Genomic DNA, 16,374 nt, shown 5'->3' with positions numbered 1-16,374 from the left:
GGGCTGCATAGCAGCCCCAAAAAGCTCAATCAGGCAGTGAAGTCACTGGCATGCAGCTCCTTGACGCCCACCAGTTGCACTTCGAACTCGGCGGTGGCGTCCGCGTCGACGCTGCCGTAGAGGATGCCGTCGACAAAGCGCAGCTGGCCGGTGGCGTTGGCGTCGAAGGCGTTGCTGCCGATAAAGGTGAACGCATCGAGGGTGGCGGTCAGCGGGTTGGCGTCCAGGCCGGTGAAGTCCAGCTTGTCCAGCTCGGTGCTCTTGAAGCCGTTGATCACGTCCCGCGCCGCGCCGACGTCCATGTCCGACAGTGCGCCAAACGCGTAGGTGTCCGCGCCGGTGCCGCCGGTGAGGTTATCGGTGCCGGCGCCGCCGATCAGCCGGTCATCGCCGGAGCCGCCCACCAGGGTGTCGTTGCCCGCGCCGCCGTTGAGGATGTTCCCGGCGCTGTTGCCCGATAACGTATCGGCGTAGGCGCTGCCGGTCAGGTTCTCGATGAACTTCAAGGTGTCCAGCCCGGAACCCACGGTGTTCTGTTGCGCGGACGTCGAGAGGTTCACGGTCACCCCGGCCAGGGCTCGCTCATAGGAGACGGTGTCGTTGCCATCGCGTCCGTCGAGGATGTTGTCGCCGGCACCGGCGAACAGAATGTTGGCCAGCGCGTTACCGATCCCGTTGGCGGCGCCGGGGCTGTCGAGGTAGAGGTTCTCGACGTTGTTGCCCAAGGTGTAGGTCGCCAGGCTGCTGTGGACACTGTCGATCCCGCCCGACACCGGGTTGCTGCTGTTTTCGATCACGGTATCGCTGGCGTTGTCGACATAGTAGGTGTCGTCGCCGTCGCCGCCGCTCATGCTGTCGGCGCCTGCGGCTCCGTTGATCACGTTGTTGGCGACGTTGCCGGTGATGAAGTTGCGTCGCTCGTTACCGGTGCCGTCGATGTCCGAGACGCCGGTCAATACGAGGTTTTCCAGGTTGGCGCCGAGGGTCCAGCTGACCGAGGCCTGCACCGTATCGATCTGTGAGGTGGAGGTGTTGGTTTCCACCACGCTGTCGAACGCGTTGTCGACGATGTAGATGTCATTGCCATCGCCACCGGTCAACGTGTCGGCGCCCAGGTCACCGTCCAGCGTATCGTTGCCGGAGCTGCCCACCAGGGTATCGGCCTGGTCGGTGCCGGAAATCATCCCGCCTTCATTCTGCGCGCCGTCGAAAATGTCCTGCACGCTGTTGTTGTCGTTGGGGTTGCCCTGGAAACCGAGGTCATCGGCGATGTAGTCCGCCAGGCGCTGGCCGACGATTTCCGCTGATTCCTCGTGCAGGTGCCAGACGTCGTCGGGGTAGACCAGCGGGTCCACTTCATAGCGCAAGGGCAGGTCGTCATAGTCCACCGCCAGTTTCACGTCGGCGCGCTCGGCGGCGATAGCTTCCTGGGTGGCGCGGACATAGCCCACGCCCTCGACGATGGCGGCGATTTTTTCCTCCGAGTAGCCACGGGCGCGTGCGGCGTCCTGCTCGTAGTGGCCGGTCTCCATCATGTACACGGTGAAATTGCCGAACTGGGCGTGCAGGTAATCGAAGACCTTCAGCGTCGCCGCCTTGTAGGCCGCCGCGGCGGCTGCCTTGTCGGTTGAGCGGGCGATTTCCTGGGCGGCTTCCTCGCCCTGGCCCCAGATGATGCCCATGGTCACGTTGTCGATGGACTTCAGTTCGGTGAGCTGGTCGCGCAACAACGTCACGGCCCGCAACAGCGCCGGCCCCGGTTGGTTGGTGTCGGTCAGCCACCAGCACAATTTCAGTTCCTCGGCCCCCAGCGTCGACAAGCCGTTGACCGTGCTGCCGCCCACGGCAATGTCGATGCCGTTGCCGTCGGCATCGTTGAACTGGCTGCGCACGTCGTAGGTGGTGTACTTGCTCAGGTCGTTGACCAGCATCGAGGTGCCGGATTGATCGTCGTCCTCGCTCATGCGCAGCAGGCGCGCGTTGGACTGGCCGAGGGTCGGCAAGTAAAGGATGTCTTGCTGGGCGCGTTCGTCGAAGACGAAGTCGCTGGCGGTCAGGGTGTTGAGGTAGTTGCCGTTCAGGGCGATCTCGAAACGGTTGCCATCGGCGTCGGCCTGGCTGGACTTGACATAGGTCTTGTCGCCCGCCGCGTTCAAGGTCATGTAGAGCGTGCCGTTGCTGCCGTCGCCGAGACCAAGGAAGCCCAGGCCGGACACGTCGATCTTGTCCACGCCCACGGTGAAGTCATAGATCGTGTCCGTGGCCGTGACACCGCCGGTGTCGTAGTCCCGGTAGCTGTCGGACAGGTTGTTGTAGCGGAACGTGTCGGCGCCGTCGCCGCCATACAGCGAATCGCGCCCGGCGCCGCCGTCGACGATGTCCGCGCCGGTGCCGGCCTTGATGGTGTCGTTGCCGCCGAGCCCGAGGATCAGATCGGCGCCTGCCGTGCCGTTGAGGCTTTCTGCGTTGGCCGTACCGGTGATGGTGTTGGCCGGCGCATCGGCGACCACCAGGGCGAAGCTGTCGCTGACCGAGGCCCCCGAGGGATCGGTGGCCTTGATCAGTACATCGTAGTTGCCGGCGGCGGTGCTGGTGGGTGTGCCGCTGAAGGTCAGGTTGGTGGCGTTGAACGCCAGCCATGAGGGCAGGGGGCTGCCGTTGGCGAGGGTCGCGGTGTAGGTCAACACATCCTGGTTGGCGTCGCTGAAGCTGTTGCTGGCGACGGTGTATTGGAACGGCGTGCTTTCGCTGGCGTTCTGGTCCAGGAGCGGGATGACCACCACTGGCGCCACGTTGGTCGGGGTGTTCTGGTCGGCGAAGACAAAGTGATTGGCCGTCAGGCTGCTGACGAGGTTGCCCGCCATAGAAATCTCGAAGCGGTTGCCGTTGGCATCGACCGTGAGGTCCTTGAGGTAGGTGCGGTTGGTCGAGGAACTGTAAGTGACCTGCAGCGTGCCGTTGAGCCCGTTGCCCAGGCCGGTATAGCCCAGGGCCGCGACGTCGATCTTGTCGGCGGCCACGTCGAAATCGAGGATCTGGTCACTGGCGCTGGTGGAACTGGTGCGGTAGCTGTCGAGTTTGGAGGTGTAGCGAAACACATCGGCGCCCGTGCCGCCGGTGAGTTTGTCCACGCCGGTGCCGCCCACCAGGATGTCGTTGCCGGCGGCGCCGTTGATCGTGTCGTTGCCCGCGCCGCCGAAAATCTGCTCGTTGGCGACCGTGCCGGTCAGCGTGTCGTTGTTCGGCGTGCCGTTGATCACGACGGACGAGGGCACGTCTTGCACGGCCAGGGTAAAGCTGTCGCTGACGGTGGCATTGCTGCCGTCGGTTGCGGTGACCTGGATCGAATAGGTGCCCGAAGCCGTGTCCGGCGGAGTACCGCTGAAGGTGCGCGTGGCGGCGTCGAACGTCAGCCAGCTGGGCAGGGCGCTACCGTCGGCCAACTTGGCGGTGTAGCTGAGGCTGTCGTTATCGGGGTCGGTGAAACTGGTGGCCGGGACCACGTAGTTGAAGGGCGTTTTTTCGGTGGCGTTCTGGTCCAGCAACGGCGTGGCGACGACCGGTGCCTGGTTGGTCGGCGACGAGGTGGCGAAGACGAAGTTGGCGCTGGTCAGGGTGTTGAGGTAATTACCCTCCAAGGCCACTTCGAAGCGGTTGCCATTGGCGTCGGCTTCGAGGGATTTGACGTACGTCTTGGTGCCCGCGCTGTTGAGCACCAGGTAAACCGTATTGTTCTTGCCGTCGCCCAGCCCGGTGAAGCCCATGGCGGAAAGGTCGATCTTGTCGGCGGCGACGTTGAAGTCGGTGATCACGTCGCCCAGGTTCGCGCCGCCGGTATTGTAGTTGCGGTAGCTGTCCAGCCGGTTGGAAAACACGAAGGTGTCCGCCCCGGTCCCGCCCGTGAGGGTGTCCATGCCGGCGCCGCCGTCGAGCTTGTCGTCACCCGCGCCACCACTGAGGCTGTCGTTGCCCGCGAGGCCGAGCAGGGTATCGGCGGCGTCGCTGCCCAGCAACGAATCGCTGCCGGTGGTGCCAGTGATCACTCGGTTGAAGATGAAGTTGTTGGCCGTCAAGGTACTCGTCAGGTTGCCCGAGAGAATCAGCTCGAAGCGATTGCCGCTGGCGTCGGCGTCGTAATCCTTGATGTAGGTGCGGTCGCTGCTGGCGTTGTAGCTGACCTGCAAGGTGCCGCCACGGCCGTTGCCCAGTCCGGTGAAACCGAGGCCCGCGAGGTCGATCTTGTCCTGGGTCACATCAAAATCGGTGATGGTGTCGTCGAAGCTCGCCGTTGCATTGCGATAGCTGTCGGACTGGCTGGTGAAACGGAACGTATCGGCACCGGTGCCGCCGGTGAGTTTGTCGATGCCCGCGCCACCCACCAGGATGTCGCTTCCGGCCCCTGCGTTGATAGTGTCGTTGCCGGCCGCGCCATAGAAAATCTCGCTGGCGCTGGTGCCCGTGAGAATGTCGTTGCCCGCAGTGCCTTGCACAGTGGTCATCGGCACCGTGGCGCTGACGTAGCTGCCGTCGCCATAGACCAGCGTGGCGCCCTTGCTGGTGTGGCTGATGGTGTTGGCGATGATGGCGTTGCGATCGGTGCCGTCCTCGTTGCGCTCGGCGACGCCGTAGGTGGACAGGTCGCTGCCACTGATGACGTTGCCCTGGATCAGGTTGTCGCTGCCGTTGAAGTATTTGCCGGACACCCCGAGGGTATCGTCGTAGGACTGGATGATGATTTCCGGCACGGCGCTGCCCAACGAGTTGTTGTTGAGCGTGTTGTCGAGCACGTCGACGTGGTTGCTGCCGTAGATGCGAATGCCGGCGCTGGCGTTGTCATGGATATCGACGCCGGTCACGGTCACTTCGCTGGACAGCTTGATCAGCACACCTTCAGCGCCGTTTCCGTATACCTCGCCGCCGGTGATGGTGATGTTGCTGGGGGAGGGGATGTCTTCGCTGCCGCGCTGCACCACGATGCCGTTGCCGCCGTTGTTATAGGCGACGTTGTTGGCGAGGGTGAAATCGTGCGTGCTGGTGACGACGTTGAAACCGTGGCGGTCGTTGTCGTAGGCGATGTTGTTTTCAAAGATGCTGTCGCTCAAGAAATCGGCGACAAAGCCATCCAGGCCATTGCCATGGGACACGCTGTTCTTGATGACCATGTTGACGGTTTGCTCGTGGGGGTCGAAGCCGTACCCGGAACAATCCTTGATCTCGACGCTGTCGAGGGTGACGTTGGAGTCGTAGCCTTCTTCGCCGGGAATATAACCGTTGAACCAGCCGTCCACCTTGCCGGTGGTGGCGTCGCGGTTGCCGTCGATGGTGAGGTTGCTGACCCCGAAATCGTGGGTCTCCTCGCCATAGGCCGAACGGATGATGCCGGTGATCTTCGTGTCCGAGCCATCGGCCAATTTGACCGTGGTGTCACCCATGCCGTCGCCGTACAGGTAGACGTTGCTCTTGAGCATCAGGCAGCCATCGGACGGTTCCTCGCCCCCCGAAACGATATAGGTGCCGGTCGGCATGTACACCTGCCCGCCGCCTGCGGCCGCTGCCGCATCGATTGCACTCTGAATGGCCGCCGTGTCGTCAGTGACGCCATCTCCTTTGGCGCCAAAATCTTGTACGTTGAAAATCATGGACTTATCTCCGTATCAGGCTAAGAACCTCGTTGGATGCCAATATTCCATCGGCGACCACGGTGTTATGACCCAACGGAGCGAAAAAGTTGTGACCGCGTATCGGTGAAGTGTCAAAAAACTGATAAACGGTTGCGCGGAGTTTCAAGTGTGTAACATTTCCTTGACGCTTTTCACGCAAAACGTTGATCCCTGTGGCAACGGTGGTCTCCCGTGGCGTGGTCTTTCCTTGATTGGCATCAACCCCACCGCCAGGCCCGCGCGATACCCTCGAATAAACCATTCGCCCCGCCGAAAAAGGGCTGCCATGACCTATCCGCTGTTTCTGACCTTGCACCTGTTCGCCGCGCTGGTTTTCATCGGCACGGTGTTTTTCGAGGTGTTGTTTCTGGAGAGCATCCGCAAGCAATTGCCCAACAAAGTGATGGTGCTGCTGGAGCAGGGCATCAGCCGGCGCGCCCGGCAATTGATGCCGTGGGTGCTGCTGGTGTTGTTCGGTGCGGGCATCGCCATGGTCTGGCTGCGTTATCTTCCGGTGCTGGCGGCGCCGTCGCAGTCATCGTTCGGCATGTTGCTGGGGCTCAAGATCCTGCTCGCCGCCAGTGTATTGGGGCATTTTCTCTGGGCGATGTGGCTGTTCCGCAGCGGGCGCATGAATGGTCGTTACGTCCGGATCATCCATACCAGCGTGTTTGCCCACATGGTCGCGATTGTGCTGCTGGCCAAGGGCATGTTCTACCTCACCTGGTAGCGGTTGCCGGGCGCTTGATACAGGTCAAGGTGCCCGCACGGGATAAGCCCGACACTGTCGCCGCGCAGCCACTCGGAGATTGTCATGTTCGACCTGTTTCATACCCTCGGTGAGCGTGCCGCGGACCGTACGCCAGTGGCGGCGGATGTCGATTGCCCGGTCGGCACGGAGAGATTCCACGGCGGCATCGGTTCGCTCGACCTGCTCAGGGGCTTGCGCGGCAGCCGACAGAAACGTCGCCCGCTGTCCCTGAAGGTGCACTTGCCGTCGTGCTTGAGACTGGCATCCTGTTCACCGCTGGCCAGCGTATGCCAATGCGGCGAGATCGAAGGGTATCTGCAACGCCTGGCCTATGAAGTGGGGCTGGTCGCCTGCCACCTGGGCGCCGGGCGACGCGTCGAGCAGTTCTGCCTGACCGGCGGAACGCCGGTGATCATTCATCTGCAACGGCTGATGGACGACCTGCGCAAACGTTTCGACTTCTGCGAAAGCGGCGACCACAGCATCGAGGTCGACCTGCACCATACCGATTGGTCGACCATGGGGCAGATTCGCGACCAGGGTTTCACCCATGTCAGCATCGGCGTGCCCGACATTGGCCTCGACAACGAGCTGTCGGTGGATTGCTACCAGAACCCCGCACCGATCCATTCGTTGATCGATGCGGCGCGGACCTTCGGTTTCCGCTCGATCAACATCGACCTCGGCTACGGCCACGCCTGGCAGACACCCCAGAGTTTCGCCCGCAAACTGGCCACGCTGATCGAGCTGGAGCCCGATCGCCTGCAGGTGTTCGACTATGCCCACGCACCTTATCGCTACCGTTCCAAAAGTGCCGGCGGGTACGGTGCTTTTTGCAGCGAGGCGGACAAGGACACCATGCGCCGCAGTTGCTGCGATCAACTGCTCGGTGCGGGCTATCACTACATTGGCATGGGACAGTTTGTCCGGGCCGACGATGACCTGGCAGTCGCTCAGGAACATGGGCGGCTGCACCGCAACTGCCATGGGTTCACCCGTCACGGTTGCTGCGATCACGTGGGGTTCGGCCTGGCGGCGATCACCCAGATCGAAGATTTATACGTGCAGAACACCGCTGATCTGTTGCAGTACTGCCGGCTACTCGATGCTGGGCAACTGCCGGTGTGCCGTGGCTGGCGCTGCGAAGCGCAGGATCAGATCAGGGTCACCGTCACCGAACAGTTGTCCTGTGACCTGGAGCTGGAAATACCCGCCATCGAAGCACGTTTCGGCCTGGTGTTCCGCGAGTATTTCGCGGACATCTGGCCGTTGCTGGAGCAATTGCATGCTCAGGGATTGATCGAGCTGTCGAGCCGTTTCATCGGCATCCTGCCCGCCGGGCGCCTGAGCGTGGATGCGATCTGCAACCTGTTCGACTCCGTGCCGGTTAACGCAGGCCCAAACTCCTTTGAAAAGTTGAACCCTTGATGAATGCTCCCTGTGCTTTCAACCGCGCCCTGGTCGAAAAATACGATCGTCCGGGGCCGCGCTACACCTCCTATCCCACCGCGCCGCAGTTTCACTCGGCGTTCGCCATGGATGAATACCACCAGGCTGCCCAGCGCAGCAACCAGGTTCCGGTGCCCAAGCCGTTGTCGGTGTACATCCATATCCCGTTCTGCCAGAGCCTTTGTTATTACTGCGCCTGCAACAAGATCATCACCCGCAAGACCCACCGCGCCGCCGAATACCTGAGTTACCTCAAGCGCGAAATTGCCTTGCAAGCGGCGTTGTTCGACCGCTCGCGCAAGCTGACCCAACTGCACCTGGGCGGTGGCACGCCCACCTATCTGACCCACGGGCAACTGGCCGACCTGATGGATTGCCTGCACCAGTCGTTCAACATGGACGACAGCGACGCCCACGAGTTCTCCATTGAGGTCGATCCGCGCACGATCGATGCCGAGCAAGTCCAGGGCTTGCGGCAGCTGGGGTTCAATCGCCTGAGCTTCGGCATCCAGGATTTCGACGCGCAGGTGCAGGCGGCCGTCAACCGCATACAAAGCGAAGCGCAGGTCGCCGAGCTGGTGGCGGCCGCACGACGGGCGCGGTTCAAGTCGGTGAGCGTCGACCTGATCTATGGCCTGCCACTGCAAACCATCGCCAGTTTCGACGTCACCCTGGGCAAGATCATCGCCCTGCGCCCGGACCGGATCGCGGCCTACAGCTATGCGCATTTGCCGCAGCGGGTGAGGGCGCAGCGGATGATCCGTCCCGAAGACATGCCGCCGCCCGAGCGCAAGCTGGAACTGCTGGAGCTGACCATCAATCGCCTGACCGCGGCCGGTTACGTCTACGTGGGCATGGACCACTTCGCGCTGCCGGACGACGAGCTGGTGCGCGCCCGTGCCGAGGGTTCGTTGCAACGTAATTTCCAGGGTTACTCCACCCACGCCGACTGTGACCTGATCGGCCTGGGCGTGTCCTCGATCGGCAAGGTCGGTGACAGCTACAGCCAGAACGTCAAGGAACTTTCGCAGTATTACGCGCGCCTGGACCAGGGCTTGTTGGCGGTCCAGCGTGGTTACCGGCTGAGCGATGATGATCGCTTGCGGCGCGAGGTGATCAGCGAACTGATGTGCCATGGACGGATTGATTTCGGCCGGGTCGAGGCTGCTCACGGCATTCGTTTTGCCGATTATTTTGACGAGGCGCTCGACCGGCTCCAGGAACTCGTGGGTGATGGGTTACTGGACATCCGCAACGATTCGCTGGTGCTACTGCCCCAAGGACAGCTGATGATGCGCAACGTAGCCATGGCCTTCGACGCGTATCTGGCGGGGGAGCAGACGGTGCAGTACTCGCGTACGGTCTGATGCACCGGCTGCTAGTGGGTGGGACGGCTCTCGCCACAAGGCTCAGCGCAGGGCGTTTCTCAGGAACGGCGCCGTACGGCTCTCCTCGCAAGCCGCCACCACCTGCGGCACGCCACTCACCACGACCTGCCCACCCTGTGTCCCAGCCCCTGGCCCGATGTCGATGACCCAGTCGCTCTGCGCCACCACCCGCATGTCATGTTCCACCACGACCACGGTATGGCCTTCGTCCACCAGGCGATTGAGCTGCACCAGCAGGCGATCCACGTCCTGGGGGTGCAGGCCATTGGTGGGCTCGTCCAGCACGTACAGCGTCGCGCCCCGGGCCTTGCGTTGCAGTTCCGTTGCCAACTTGATTCGCTGGGCCTCGCCGCCGGACAGTTCGGTGGCCGGTTGGCCCAGGCGCAGATAGCCCAGGCCGATGTCCTTCAGCACTTGTAGCGAACGCCTGGCTGGCGCTTGCTCGGCGAAGACTTCCAGGGCCTGGTTGACCGTCAGTTGCAGCACTTGGGCGATATCCAGGCCTTGCCAGGTCACTTGCAGGGTCTGGGGGTTGTAGCGGGCTCCGTGGCAGGTCGGACAAGGGGCGTACACGCTGGGCATGAACAACAATTCCACGCTGACGAAGCCTTCGCCCTCGCACGTTTCGCAACGGCCCTTGGCGACGTTGAAGGAGAAACGGCCGGCATCGAATCCCAGTGCCTGCGCCTGTTCCGTGGCGGCGAAGAGCTTGCGCACGTGATCGAACAATCCGGTGTAGGTGGCGAGGTTGGAGCGCGGCGTGCGGCCGATGGGTTTCTGATCGACCTGGACCAGTCGCTTTATCCCATCGAGCCCGGCGGTGACGCGGCCACCGCTGGTTTGCACCGGTTCGTCTTCCAGGCTTTGTTCCTCGGCCTCGGCCTCGGCCTCGGCGTTGTTGCTTGGCTGGCCCAGGTGGGCGCCGACCAGATCCAGCAACGCCTGGCTGACCAGGCTGGACTTGCCGGAGCCGGAAATACCGGTGACCGCCGTGAAGCAGCCCAGGGGAAACGCCGCGCTGAGGTTGTCGAGGTTGTTGCGGGTAATGCCATCCAGGCGCAGCCAATCCTCGGGCTTGCGTGGGGAGCGCGCGGTGGCGTGTTCTTCGGCGAACAGGTAGGCGCGGGTGCGTGACTCCGACACCTGCCCAAGGCCTTCTGGTGGACCGCTGTAAAGAACCCTGCCGCCTTGCTCGCCCGCGTCGGGGCCGACGTCGATCAGCCAGTCGGCGCGGCGCATGGTGTCCAGGTCGTGCTCGACCACGAACACCGAATTGCCTGCCGCTTTCAATCGCTGCAAGGCACCGAAAAGCGCTTCACTGTCGGCCGGGTGCAGGCCGGCGGAGGGTTCGTCCAGCACATAGATGACCCCGAACAATTGGGAGTTGAGCTGGGTCGCCAGGCGCAGGCGCTGCAGCTCGCCGGAGGACAGCGTCGGCGTGCTGCGTTCCAGGGCCAGGTAGCCGAGGCCCAGGTCGATCAGCGTGACGATGCGCTCCAGCAGCTCGGCGGCAATGCGCTGGGCGGCCAGGCGTTTTTCCAGGGACAGGTTGGGCGTGTGACGGGCGTCCGGCCCGCCCGCGTGCGGGTTGTCGCCCCTGGCCGCGCGCTGTTCGCGGGCTTCGCGGGTCTGGCGGTGAGTGAGCACATTGCCCGGCTCTTCGGGCTGCTCCAGATAGTCGGGCGCCGCGACGGCCTTGAGCACTTCGGCCAACGCCAACAGCGATAGATTGGACAACTCGGCGATGTCCAGCCCGGCGAAGGTGACGGTCAGCGCCTCGCGCTTGAGGCGCTTGCCTTCGCACGCCGGGCAGGGGCTGGCGCGCATGTATTGGGCCACGCGCTTGCGCATCTGCGCGCTTTGCGAATGCATGAAGGTGTGCAACAGGTAGCGTCGGGCGCCGCTGAACGTGCCCTGGTAGCTGGGTTCGAGTTTGCGCTTGAGGGCTGCGCGGGTCTGGGCCGGGGTGAGCCCGGCGTACACCGGGACGGTGGGGGTTTCTTCGGTGAAGAGAATCCAGTCGCGTTGTTTCTTCGGCAGGTCGCGCCAGGGAATGTCGACGTCATAGCCGAGGGTGACCAGGATATCCCGCAGGTTCTGCCCCTGCCACGCCATGGGCCAGGCGGCGACGGCGCGTTCGCGGATGGTCAGCGAAGGGTCGGGGACCATGGTGGCCTCCGTCACTTCATAGACCCGCCCCAAACCATGGCATTGCGGGCAGGCGCCCTGGGGGGTGTTGGGCGAGAAATCTTCGGCATAGAGCATCGGCTGGTCGGCCGGGTAGCTGCCGGCGCGGGAATAGAGCATGCGGATCAGGCTCGACAACGTGGTGACGCTGCCCACCGAGGAACGCGCACTTGGCGTGCCGCGCTGCTGCTGCAAGGCGACCGCCGGCGGCAGGCCTTCGATGCTGCCCACGTCCGGCACGCCGACCTGGTCGATCAATCGCCGCGCATAAGGTGCGACCGACTCGAAATAACGCCGCTGGGCTTCGGCATAAAGCGTGGAGAAGGCCAGCGAGGATTTGCCGGAACCGGACACACCGGTGAACACCACCAGGGCATCGCGAGGGATGTCCACGTCGACGTTCTTGAGATTGTGCTCGCGGGCGCCACGCACCCGCACGAAGCCGGTGCCGGCTGTAGAAGCAGGTGTGGAACGTGGAGGCATCGGGGATTCCTTGTGGCTATCGGTGCGTTACGCGCGGTGGGGAGCGGACTGCATCACAGCGCTGACCATTATGCGACCGGGTTTGACCGCTTGCGTGCGAAAAGAATTTACTCCGGGCGCGGCAGATGACGAAAGCGTTGCAGGTGAAAATGGGACCAAGTCCTGCCGTTCGCGCCGAACCGCTTCCTCGCCACGGTTGGGTGTGTAGAACCGTCGCAGCTGGTTTTTTGCCAAGTTGATTTCAATCAAGGGCCCAGGCCAGGGGCGGGTCGCAGAATGAGCGCCAAGATCCTGTAATCAAGCCCTGGCGCTCATGACCCGTCCCGTTGCGATGCTGCACCCATTCCGTTCCTGGATTCCCGGGCTGTTCCTTCTACTGCTGATGTTCGCCGCCATCGTCCAGTCCAAGGACTACGGTGAAGTCCAGCAACAGCGCATCCACCATGTCCTGGGCCCCGTCGATTCGATTTCCGAGCCCGAAGGCCCGTTCAAGGTTCGCAAACTCTCCGCCGCCGGCAAGGTCTTGGGCTACGTCTTCCAGAGCCTGGACGTGGTGGACATTCCGGCGTATTCGGGCAAGCCGATCAACGTCCAGGTCATTCTCGACCCTGCCGGTGTGATCCTCGATGCCTACGTACTGGAGCACCACGAACCGATCCTGCTGATCGGCATCGCCGAAGAAAAGCTCCACGCCTTCAGCGCTCGATACAGCGGCATCAAGGTCAACCAACGGGTGGTGGTGGGGCATTCCAGCGACCCGAATGCGGTGACAGTCGACGCGATCGCCGGCGCCACCGTGACGGCCATGGTGGTCAACGAAGTCATCATGCGCGCCGCCCATGACGTCGCGGTGTCCCTGGGCCTGGTCAAGGGCGATGCCGGATTGGCCGTGGCGCCGGCCCGCGTACGGGACGATTTCTACCAGCCTGCCGATTGGGCCACGCTGACGGGCAACGGCGCTGTCCGTCGCCTGCACCTGACCCGAGGTGAGGTCGACGCCTCGTTCAAAGGCACCGAAGCCGAGCAGGTCGAAACCGCCAGCGGCGAGCAGGTGGACGACACCTTCATCGATCTCTACGTCACCCACCTCAACCCGCCCACCATCGGCCGCAATCTGCTGGGCGAGACGCAATACCGCGCGCTGATGGCCGAACTCAAGCCAGGCGAACAGGCGATCGCGGTGATGGGCAGCGGCCGTTATTCATTCAAGGGTTCGGGCTACGTGCGCGGAGGGATTTTCGACCGGGTGCAACTGCGCCAATCCGGCGACACCATCAGCTTCCGCGACCTGGATTTCCAACGCCTGGATGACGTCGCCGCCGACATGCCGGACTTCGACGAAATGGCGATCTTCACGATCCGCGCCTCCCATCGTTTCGACCCTGGCGCGCCGTGGAGCCTGGAACTGTTGGTGCGGCGCCAGACCGGCCCGGTCAGCGGCACATTCAGCAGTTTCGAACTCGGCTACCAACTGCCCGAGCCCTACCTCGAGCGACCTTTGCCGACGGCCGAGCAACTGGCGGCGGCCGAAGAAGCCAGCCGGCCGATGTGGCTGACCCTCTGGTACCAGAAAAGCGTCGAAATCGGCGTGCTCGGCGCGGCGTTGCTGGTACTGACGGCGATCCTGTTTTTCCAGGACTCACTGGCCCGACGGCCAACGCTGCTGCACTGGGTTCGCCGTGGATATCTGGTGTTCACCGTGGTGTTTCTCGGTGGCGTCGCGCTGGCGCAGTTGTCGGTGGTCAACGTGTTGACCTTTGTCCACGCGTTGTTCGAGGGCTTTCGCTGGGAGCTGTTTCTCACCGACCCGCTGATCTTCATTCTCTGGGTGTTCACCGCCGCCAGCATCCTGCTCTGGGGGCGCGGGGTGTTCTGTGGCTGGCTGTGCCCGTTCGGCGCGCTGCAGGAATTGATCAACGAGCTGGCACGCAAGCTCAAGGTGCCGCAATACGAATTGCCGTTCGCCGTTCATGAGCGGCTGTGGGCGATCAAGTACATCATTTTGCTGGGGCTGTTCGGCGTCTCGCTGGAGTCAATGGCCACCGCCGAACGGCTCGCCGAGGTGGAGCCATTCAAGACCGCCATCACCCTCAAGTTCGACCGTCAATGGTGGTTCGTCGCCTACGCGGTGGGCCTGCTGGTGATCAACGTGTTCACCCGCAAAGTCTATTGCCGCTACGTCTGCCCGCTGGGCGCAGCCTTGGCGATGCCAACCCGACTGCGCCTGTTCGACTGGCTCAAGCGCCGCAAGGAGTGCGGTAACCCGTGCCAACTGTGCGCCAAGGAATGCGAGATCCAGGCGATTCACCCCGATGGCCGGATCAATGCCAACGAATGCCATTACTGCCTCGACTGCCAGATGACCTGGCACAACGAAAACAAATGCCCGCCCTTGATCAACAAGCGCAAGAAGCGTGGCAAGCCAACCCCGTCCGACCCGCAACGAATCCCGGTGGTGCAGGTGGAGCCGACGCCTTGAGCGGCGCGCAAGACCTGGCCCTGACCGTTTCATCCTTCACGGAGCACACACAGCATGAGCGATAAAAAAATCCCGACGCCTGACGCAGTGCCAGAGTCCAGGGGCGTCAGCCGCCGCAGTTTCCTCGGCACTGGCGCGGTCACCGGCGCGATGTTGGCCGGTGCCACCGCACTGGGGGCCGGCACGTTCACCCGCGAGTCCTGGGCGGCGGCAGCCAAGGAAGCCAAGTCCAAGGTCCACGTCGGTCCCGGCGAGCTCGACGAATACTACGGCTTCTGGAGCGGTGGCCATCAAGGCGAGGTGAGGGTGCTGGGCGTGCCGTCGATGCGCGAGCTGATGCGCATCCCGGTGTTCAACGTCGATTCCGCGACCGGCTGGGGCCTGACCAACGAGAGCAAGCGCATCCTCGGCGACAGCGCCAAGTACCAGAACGGCGACTGCCATCACCCGCACATCTCCATGACCGACGGCAAGTACGACGGCAAGTATCTGTTCATCAATGACAAGGCCAACTCGCGGGTCGCGCGCATTCGCCTGGACATCATGAAGTGCGACAAGATCCTCACCGTGCCCAATGTGCAGGCGATCCATGGCCTGCGCCTGCAGAAGGTCCCGCACACCAAGTACGTATTCGCCAACGGCGAGTTCGTGATCCCGCATCCCAACGACGGCAGCACCTTCGACCTGCAGGACAAGAACAGCTTCACGATGTTCAACGTCATCGATGCCGAGAAAATGGAGATGGCGTTCCAGGTCATCGTCGACGGCAACCTGGACAACACCGATGCCGACTACACCGGCAAATACGCTGCCAGCACCTGCTACAACTCCGAGAAGGCCTACGACCTGGGCGGCATGATGCGCAACGAGCGCGACTGGGTGGTGGTGTACAACATTCCGCGCATCGAGGCGGCGGTCAAGGCGGGCAAGTTCATCACCCTGGACGGCTCCAAGGTGCCGGTGGTCGACGGACGCAAAGTCAACGGCAAGGACAGCGAATTCACCCGCTACATCCCGGTGCCGAAGAACCCCCATGGCCTCAACACCTCTTCTGACGGCAAGTATTTCATCGCCAACGGCAAGCTCTCGCCGACGGTCTCGATGATCGCCATCGACCGCCTCGATGATCTGTTCAACGACCGCTACAAAGATCCGCGGGAAGTGATCGTCGCCGAACCGGAGCTGGGCCTGGGGCCGCTGCACACGACCTTCGACGGACGCGGCAACGCCTACACAACGCTGTTCATCGACAGCCAGGTGGTGAAGTGGAACATGGACGAAGCGATCCGTGCCTACAAGGGTGAGAAGGTCAACTACATCAAGCAGAAACTCGACGTGCAGTACCAGCCCGGGCACAACCATGCGTCCCTGACCGAAACCAGCGAGGCGGATGGCAAGTGGCTGGTGGTGCTGTGCAAGTTTTCCAAGGACCGCTTCCTGCCCACCGGCCCGCTGCACCCGGAGAACGACCAACTGATCGACATCTCCGGCGAGGAAATGAAATTGGTCCATGACGGCCCGGCTTTCGCCGAGCCTCACGATTGCATCCTGGCCCGGCGCGACCAGATCAAGCCCCAGAAGATCTGGAGCCGCAACGATCCGTTCTTTGCCGACACCGTGGCCCGGGCGAAGAAGGACGGCATCAACCTGGAGACCGACAACAAGGTCATCCGCGACGGCAACAAGGTGCGGGTCTATATGACGTCCATGGCACCGGCCTACGGACTGACGGAGTTCACCGTCAAGCAAGGCAACGAGGTGACCGTGACGATCACCAACATCGACCAGATCGAGGACGTGTCCCACGGTTTTGTCATGACCAACCACGGCGCGAGCATGGAGATCAGCCCGCAGCAAACGTCCTCCATCACCTTCATCGCCGACAAGCCTGGCCTGCATTGGTACTACTGCAGCTGGTTCTGTCACGCGCTGCACATGGAAATGGTCGGGCGCATGCTGGTTGAAAAGGCCTGAGTC

The 16,374-nt window shown here is 62.9% G+C and carries 7 protein-coding genes; 5 read left to right on the top strand and 2 right to left on the bottom strand.

What is annotated here, in order from left to right:
* Positions 1-29 precede the first annotated feature (29 nt).
* Positions 30-5,639 (bottom strand): putative Ig domain-containing protein, encoded by a 5,610-nt coding sequence (locus tag JZ00_RS00940; protein ID WP_039591203.1) that lies wholly within the window; start codon positions 5,637-5,639, stop codon positions 30-32.
* Positions 5,640-5,946: 307 nt separating this feature from the next.
* Here JZ00_RS00940 and JZ00_RS00935 point away from each other — a divergent pair, with 307 nt between their 5' ends.
* The 3 genes from JZ00_RS00935 (at position 5,947) to hemN (ending at position 9,227) form a co-directional block, all read left to right on the top strand.
* On the top strand, positions 5,947-6,390 hold the full coding sequence (locus tag JZ00_RS00935) for a CopD family copper resistance protein (protein ID WP_039591201.1): 444 nt from the start codon (positions 5,947-5,949) through the stop codon (positions 6,388-6,390).
* 84 nt (positions 6,391-6,474) lie between these two features.
* A complete protein-coding gene (locus JZ00_RS00930) occupies positions 6,475-7,839 on the top strand; it encodes an oxygen-independent coproporphyrinogen III oxidase (RefSeq protein WP_039591200.1) in 1,365 nt (454 codons plus the stop codon).
* Positions 7,839-9,227 (top strand): oxygen-independent coproporphyrinogen III oxidase, encoded by a 1,389-nt coding sequence (hemN, locus tag JZ00_RS00925; protein ID WP_039591199.1) that lies wholly within the window; start codon positions 7,839-7,841, stop codon positions 9,225-9,227. The genes JZ00_RS00930 and hemN overlap by 1 nt, the downstream gene beginning before the upstream one ends.
* Before the next feature lie 42 nt (positions 9,228-9,269).
* Here hemN and JZ00_RS00920 read toward each other — a convergent pair whose 3' ends face one another.
* Positions 9,270-11,918, bottom strand: a complete 2,649-nt coding sequence (locus JZ00_RS00920) for an excinuclease ABC subunit UvrA (protein WP_039591198.1) — start codon at positions 11,916-11,918, stop codon at positions 9,270-9,272.
* 313 nt (positions 11,919-12,231) lie between these two features.
* Between JZ00_RS00920 and nosR the strand changes: the two genes are divergently transcribed.
* A complete protein-coding gene (gene nosR / locus JZ00_RS00915; protein WP_039591195.1) occupies positions 12,232-14,397 on the top strand; it encodes a transcriptional regulator NosR in 2,166 nt (721 codons plus the stop codon).
* 54 nt (positions 14,398-14,451) lie between these two features.
* Positions 14,452-16,371: a TAT-dependent nitrous-oxide reductase gene (nosZ, locus tag JZ00_RS00910; protein ID WP_039591194.1), complete on the top strand. Its 1,920-nt coding sequence runs from the start codon at positions 14,452-14,454 to the stop codon at positions 16,369-16,371.
* Positions 16,372-16,374 lie beyond the last annotated feature (3 nt).

The sequence above is a fragment of the Pseudomonas frederiksbergensis genome (assembly GCF_000802155.2).
Lineage (GTDB): Bacteria > Pseudomonadota > Gammaproteobacteria > Pseudomonadales > Pseudomonadaceae > Aquipseudomonas > Aquipseudomonas frederiksbergensis_A.
This window is presented reverse-complemented; position numbering and strand designations above follow the sequence as displayed.

What these genes read in the sequence shown, in the direction of transcription:
- JZ00_RS00920 (WP_039591198.1), bottom strand. Translation starts at nt 11,918, where the DNA reads ATGCCTCCACGTTCCACACCTGCTTCTACAGCCGGCACCGGCTTCGTG.
- nosZ (WP_039591194.1), top strand. Translation starts at nt 14,452, where the DNA reads ATGAGCGATAAAAAAATCCCGACGCCTGACGCAGTGCCAGAGTCCAGG.
- JZ00_RS00940 (WP_039591203.1), bottom strand. Translation starts at nt 5,639, where the DNA reads ATGATTTTCAACGTACAAGATTTTGGCGCCAAAGGAGATGGCGTCACT.
- JZ00_RS00930 (WP_039591200.1), top strand. Translation starts at nt 6,475, where the DNA reads ATGTTCGACCTGTTTCATACCCTCGGTGAGCGTGCCGCGGACCGTACG.
- JZ00_RS00935 (WP_039591201.1), top strand. Translation starts at nt 5,947, where the DNA reads ATGACCTATCCGCTGTTTCTGACCTTGCACCTGTTCGCCGCGCTGGTT.
- hemN (WP_039591199.1), top strand. Translation starts at nt 7,839, where the DNA reads ATGAATGCTCCCTGTGCTTTCAACCGCGCCCTGGTCGAAAAATACGAT.
- nosR (WP_039591195.1), top strand. Translation starts at nt 12,232, where the DNA reads ATGACCCGTCCCGTTGCGATGCTGCACCCATTCCGTTCCTGGATTCCC.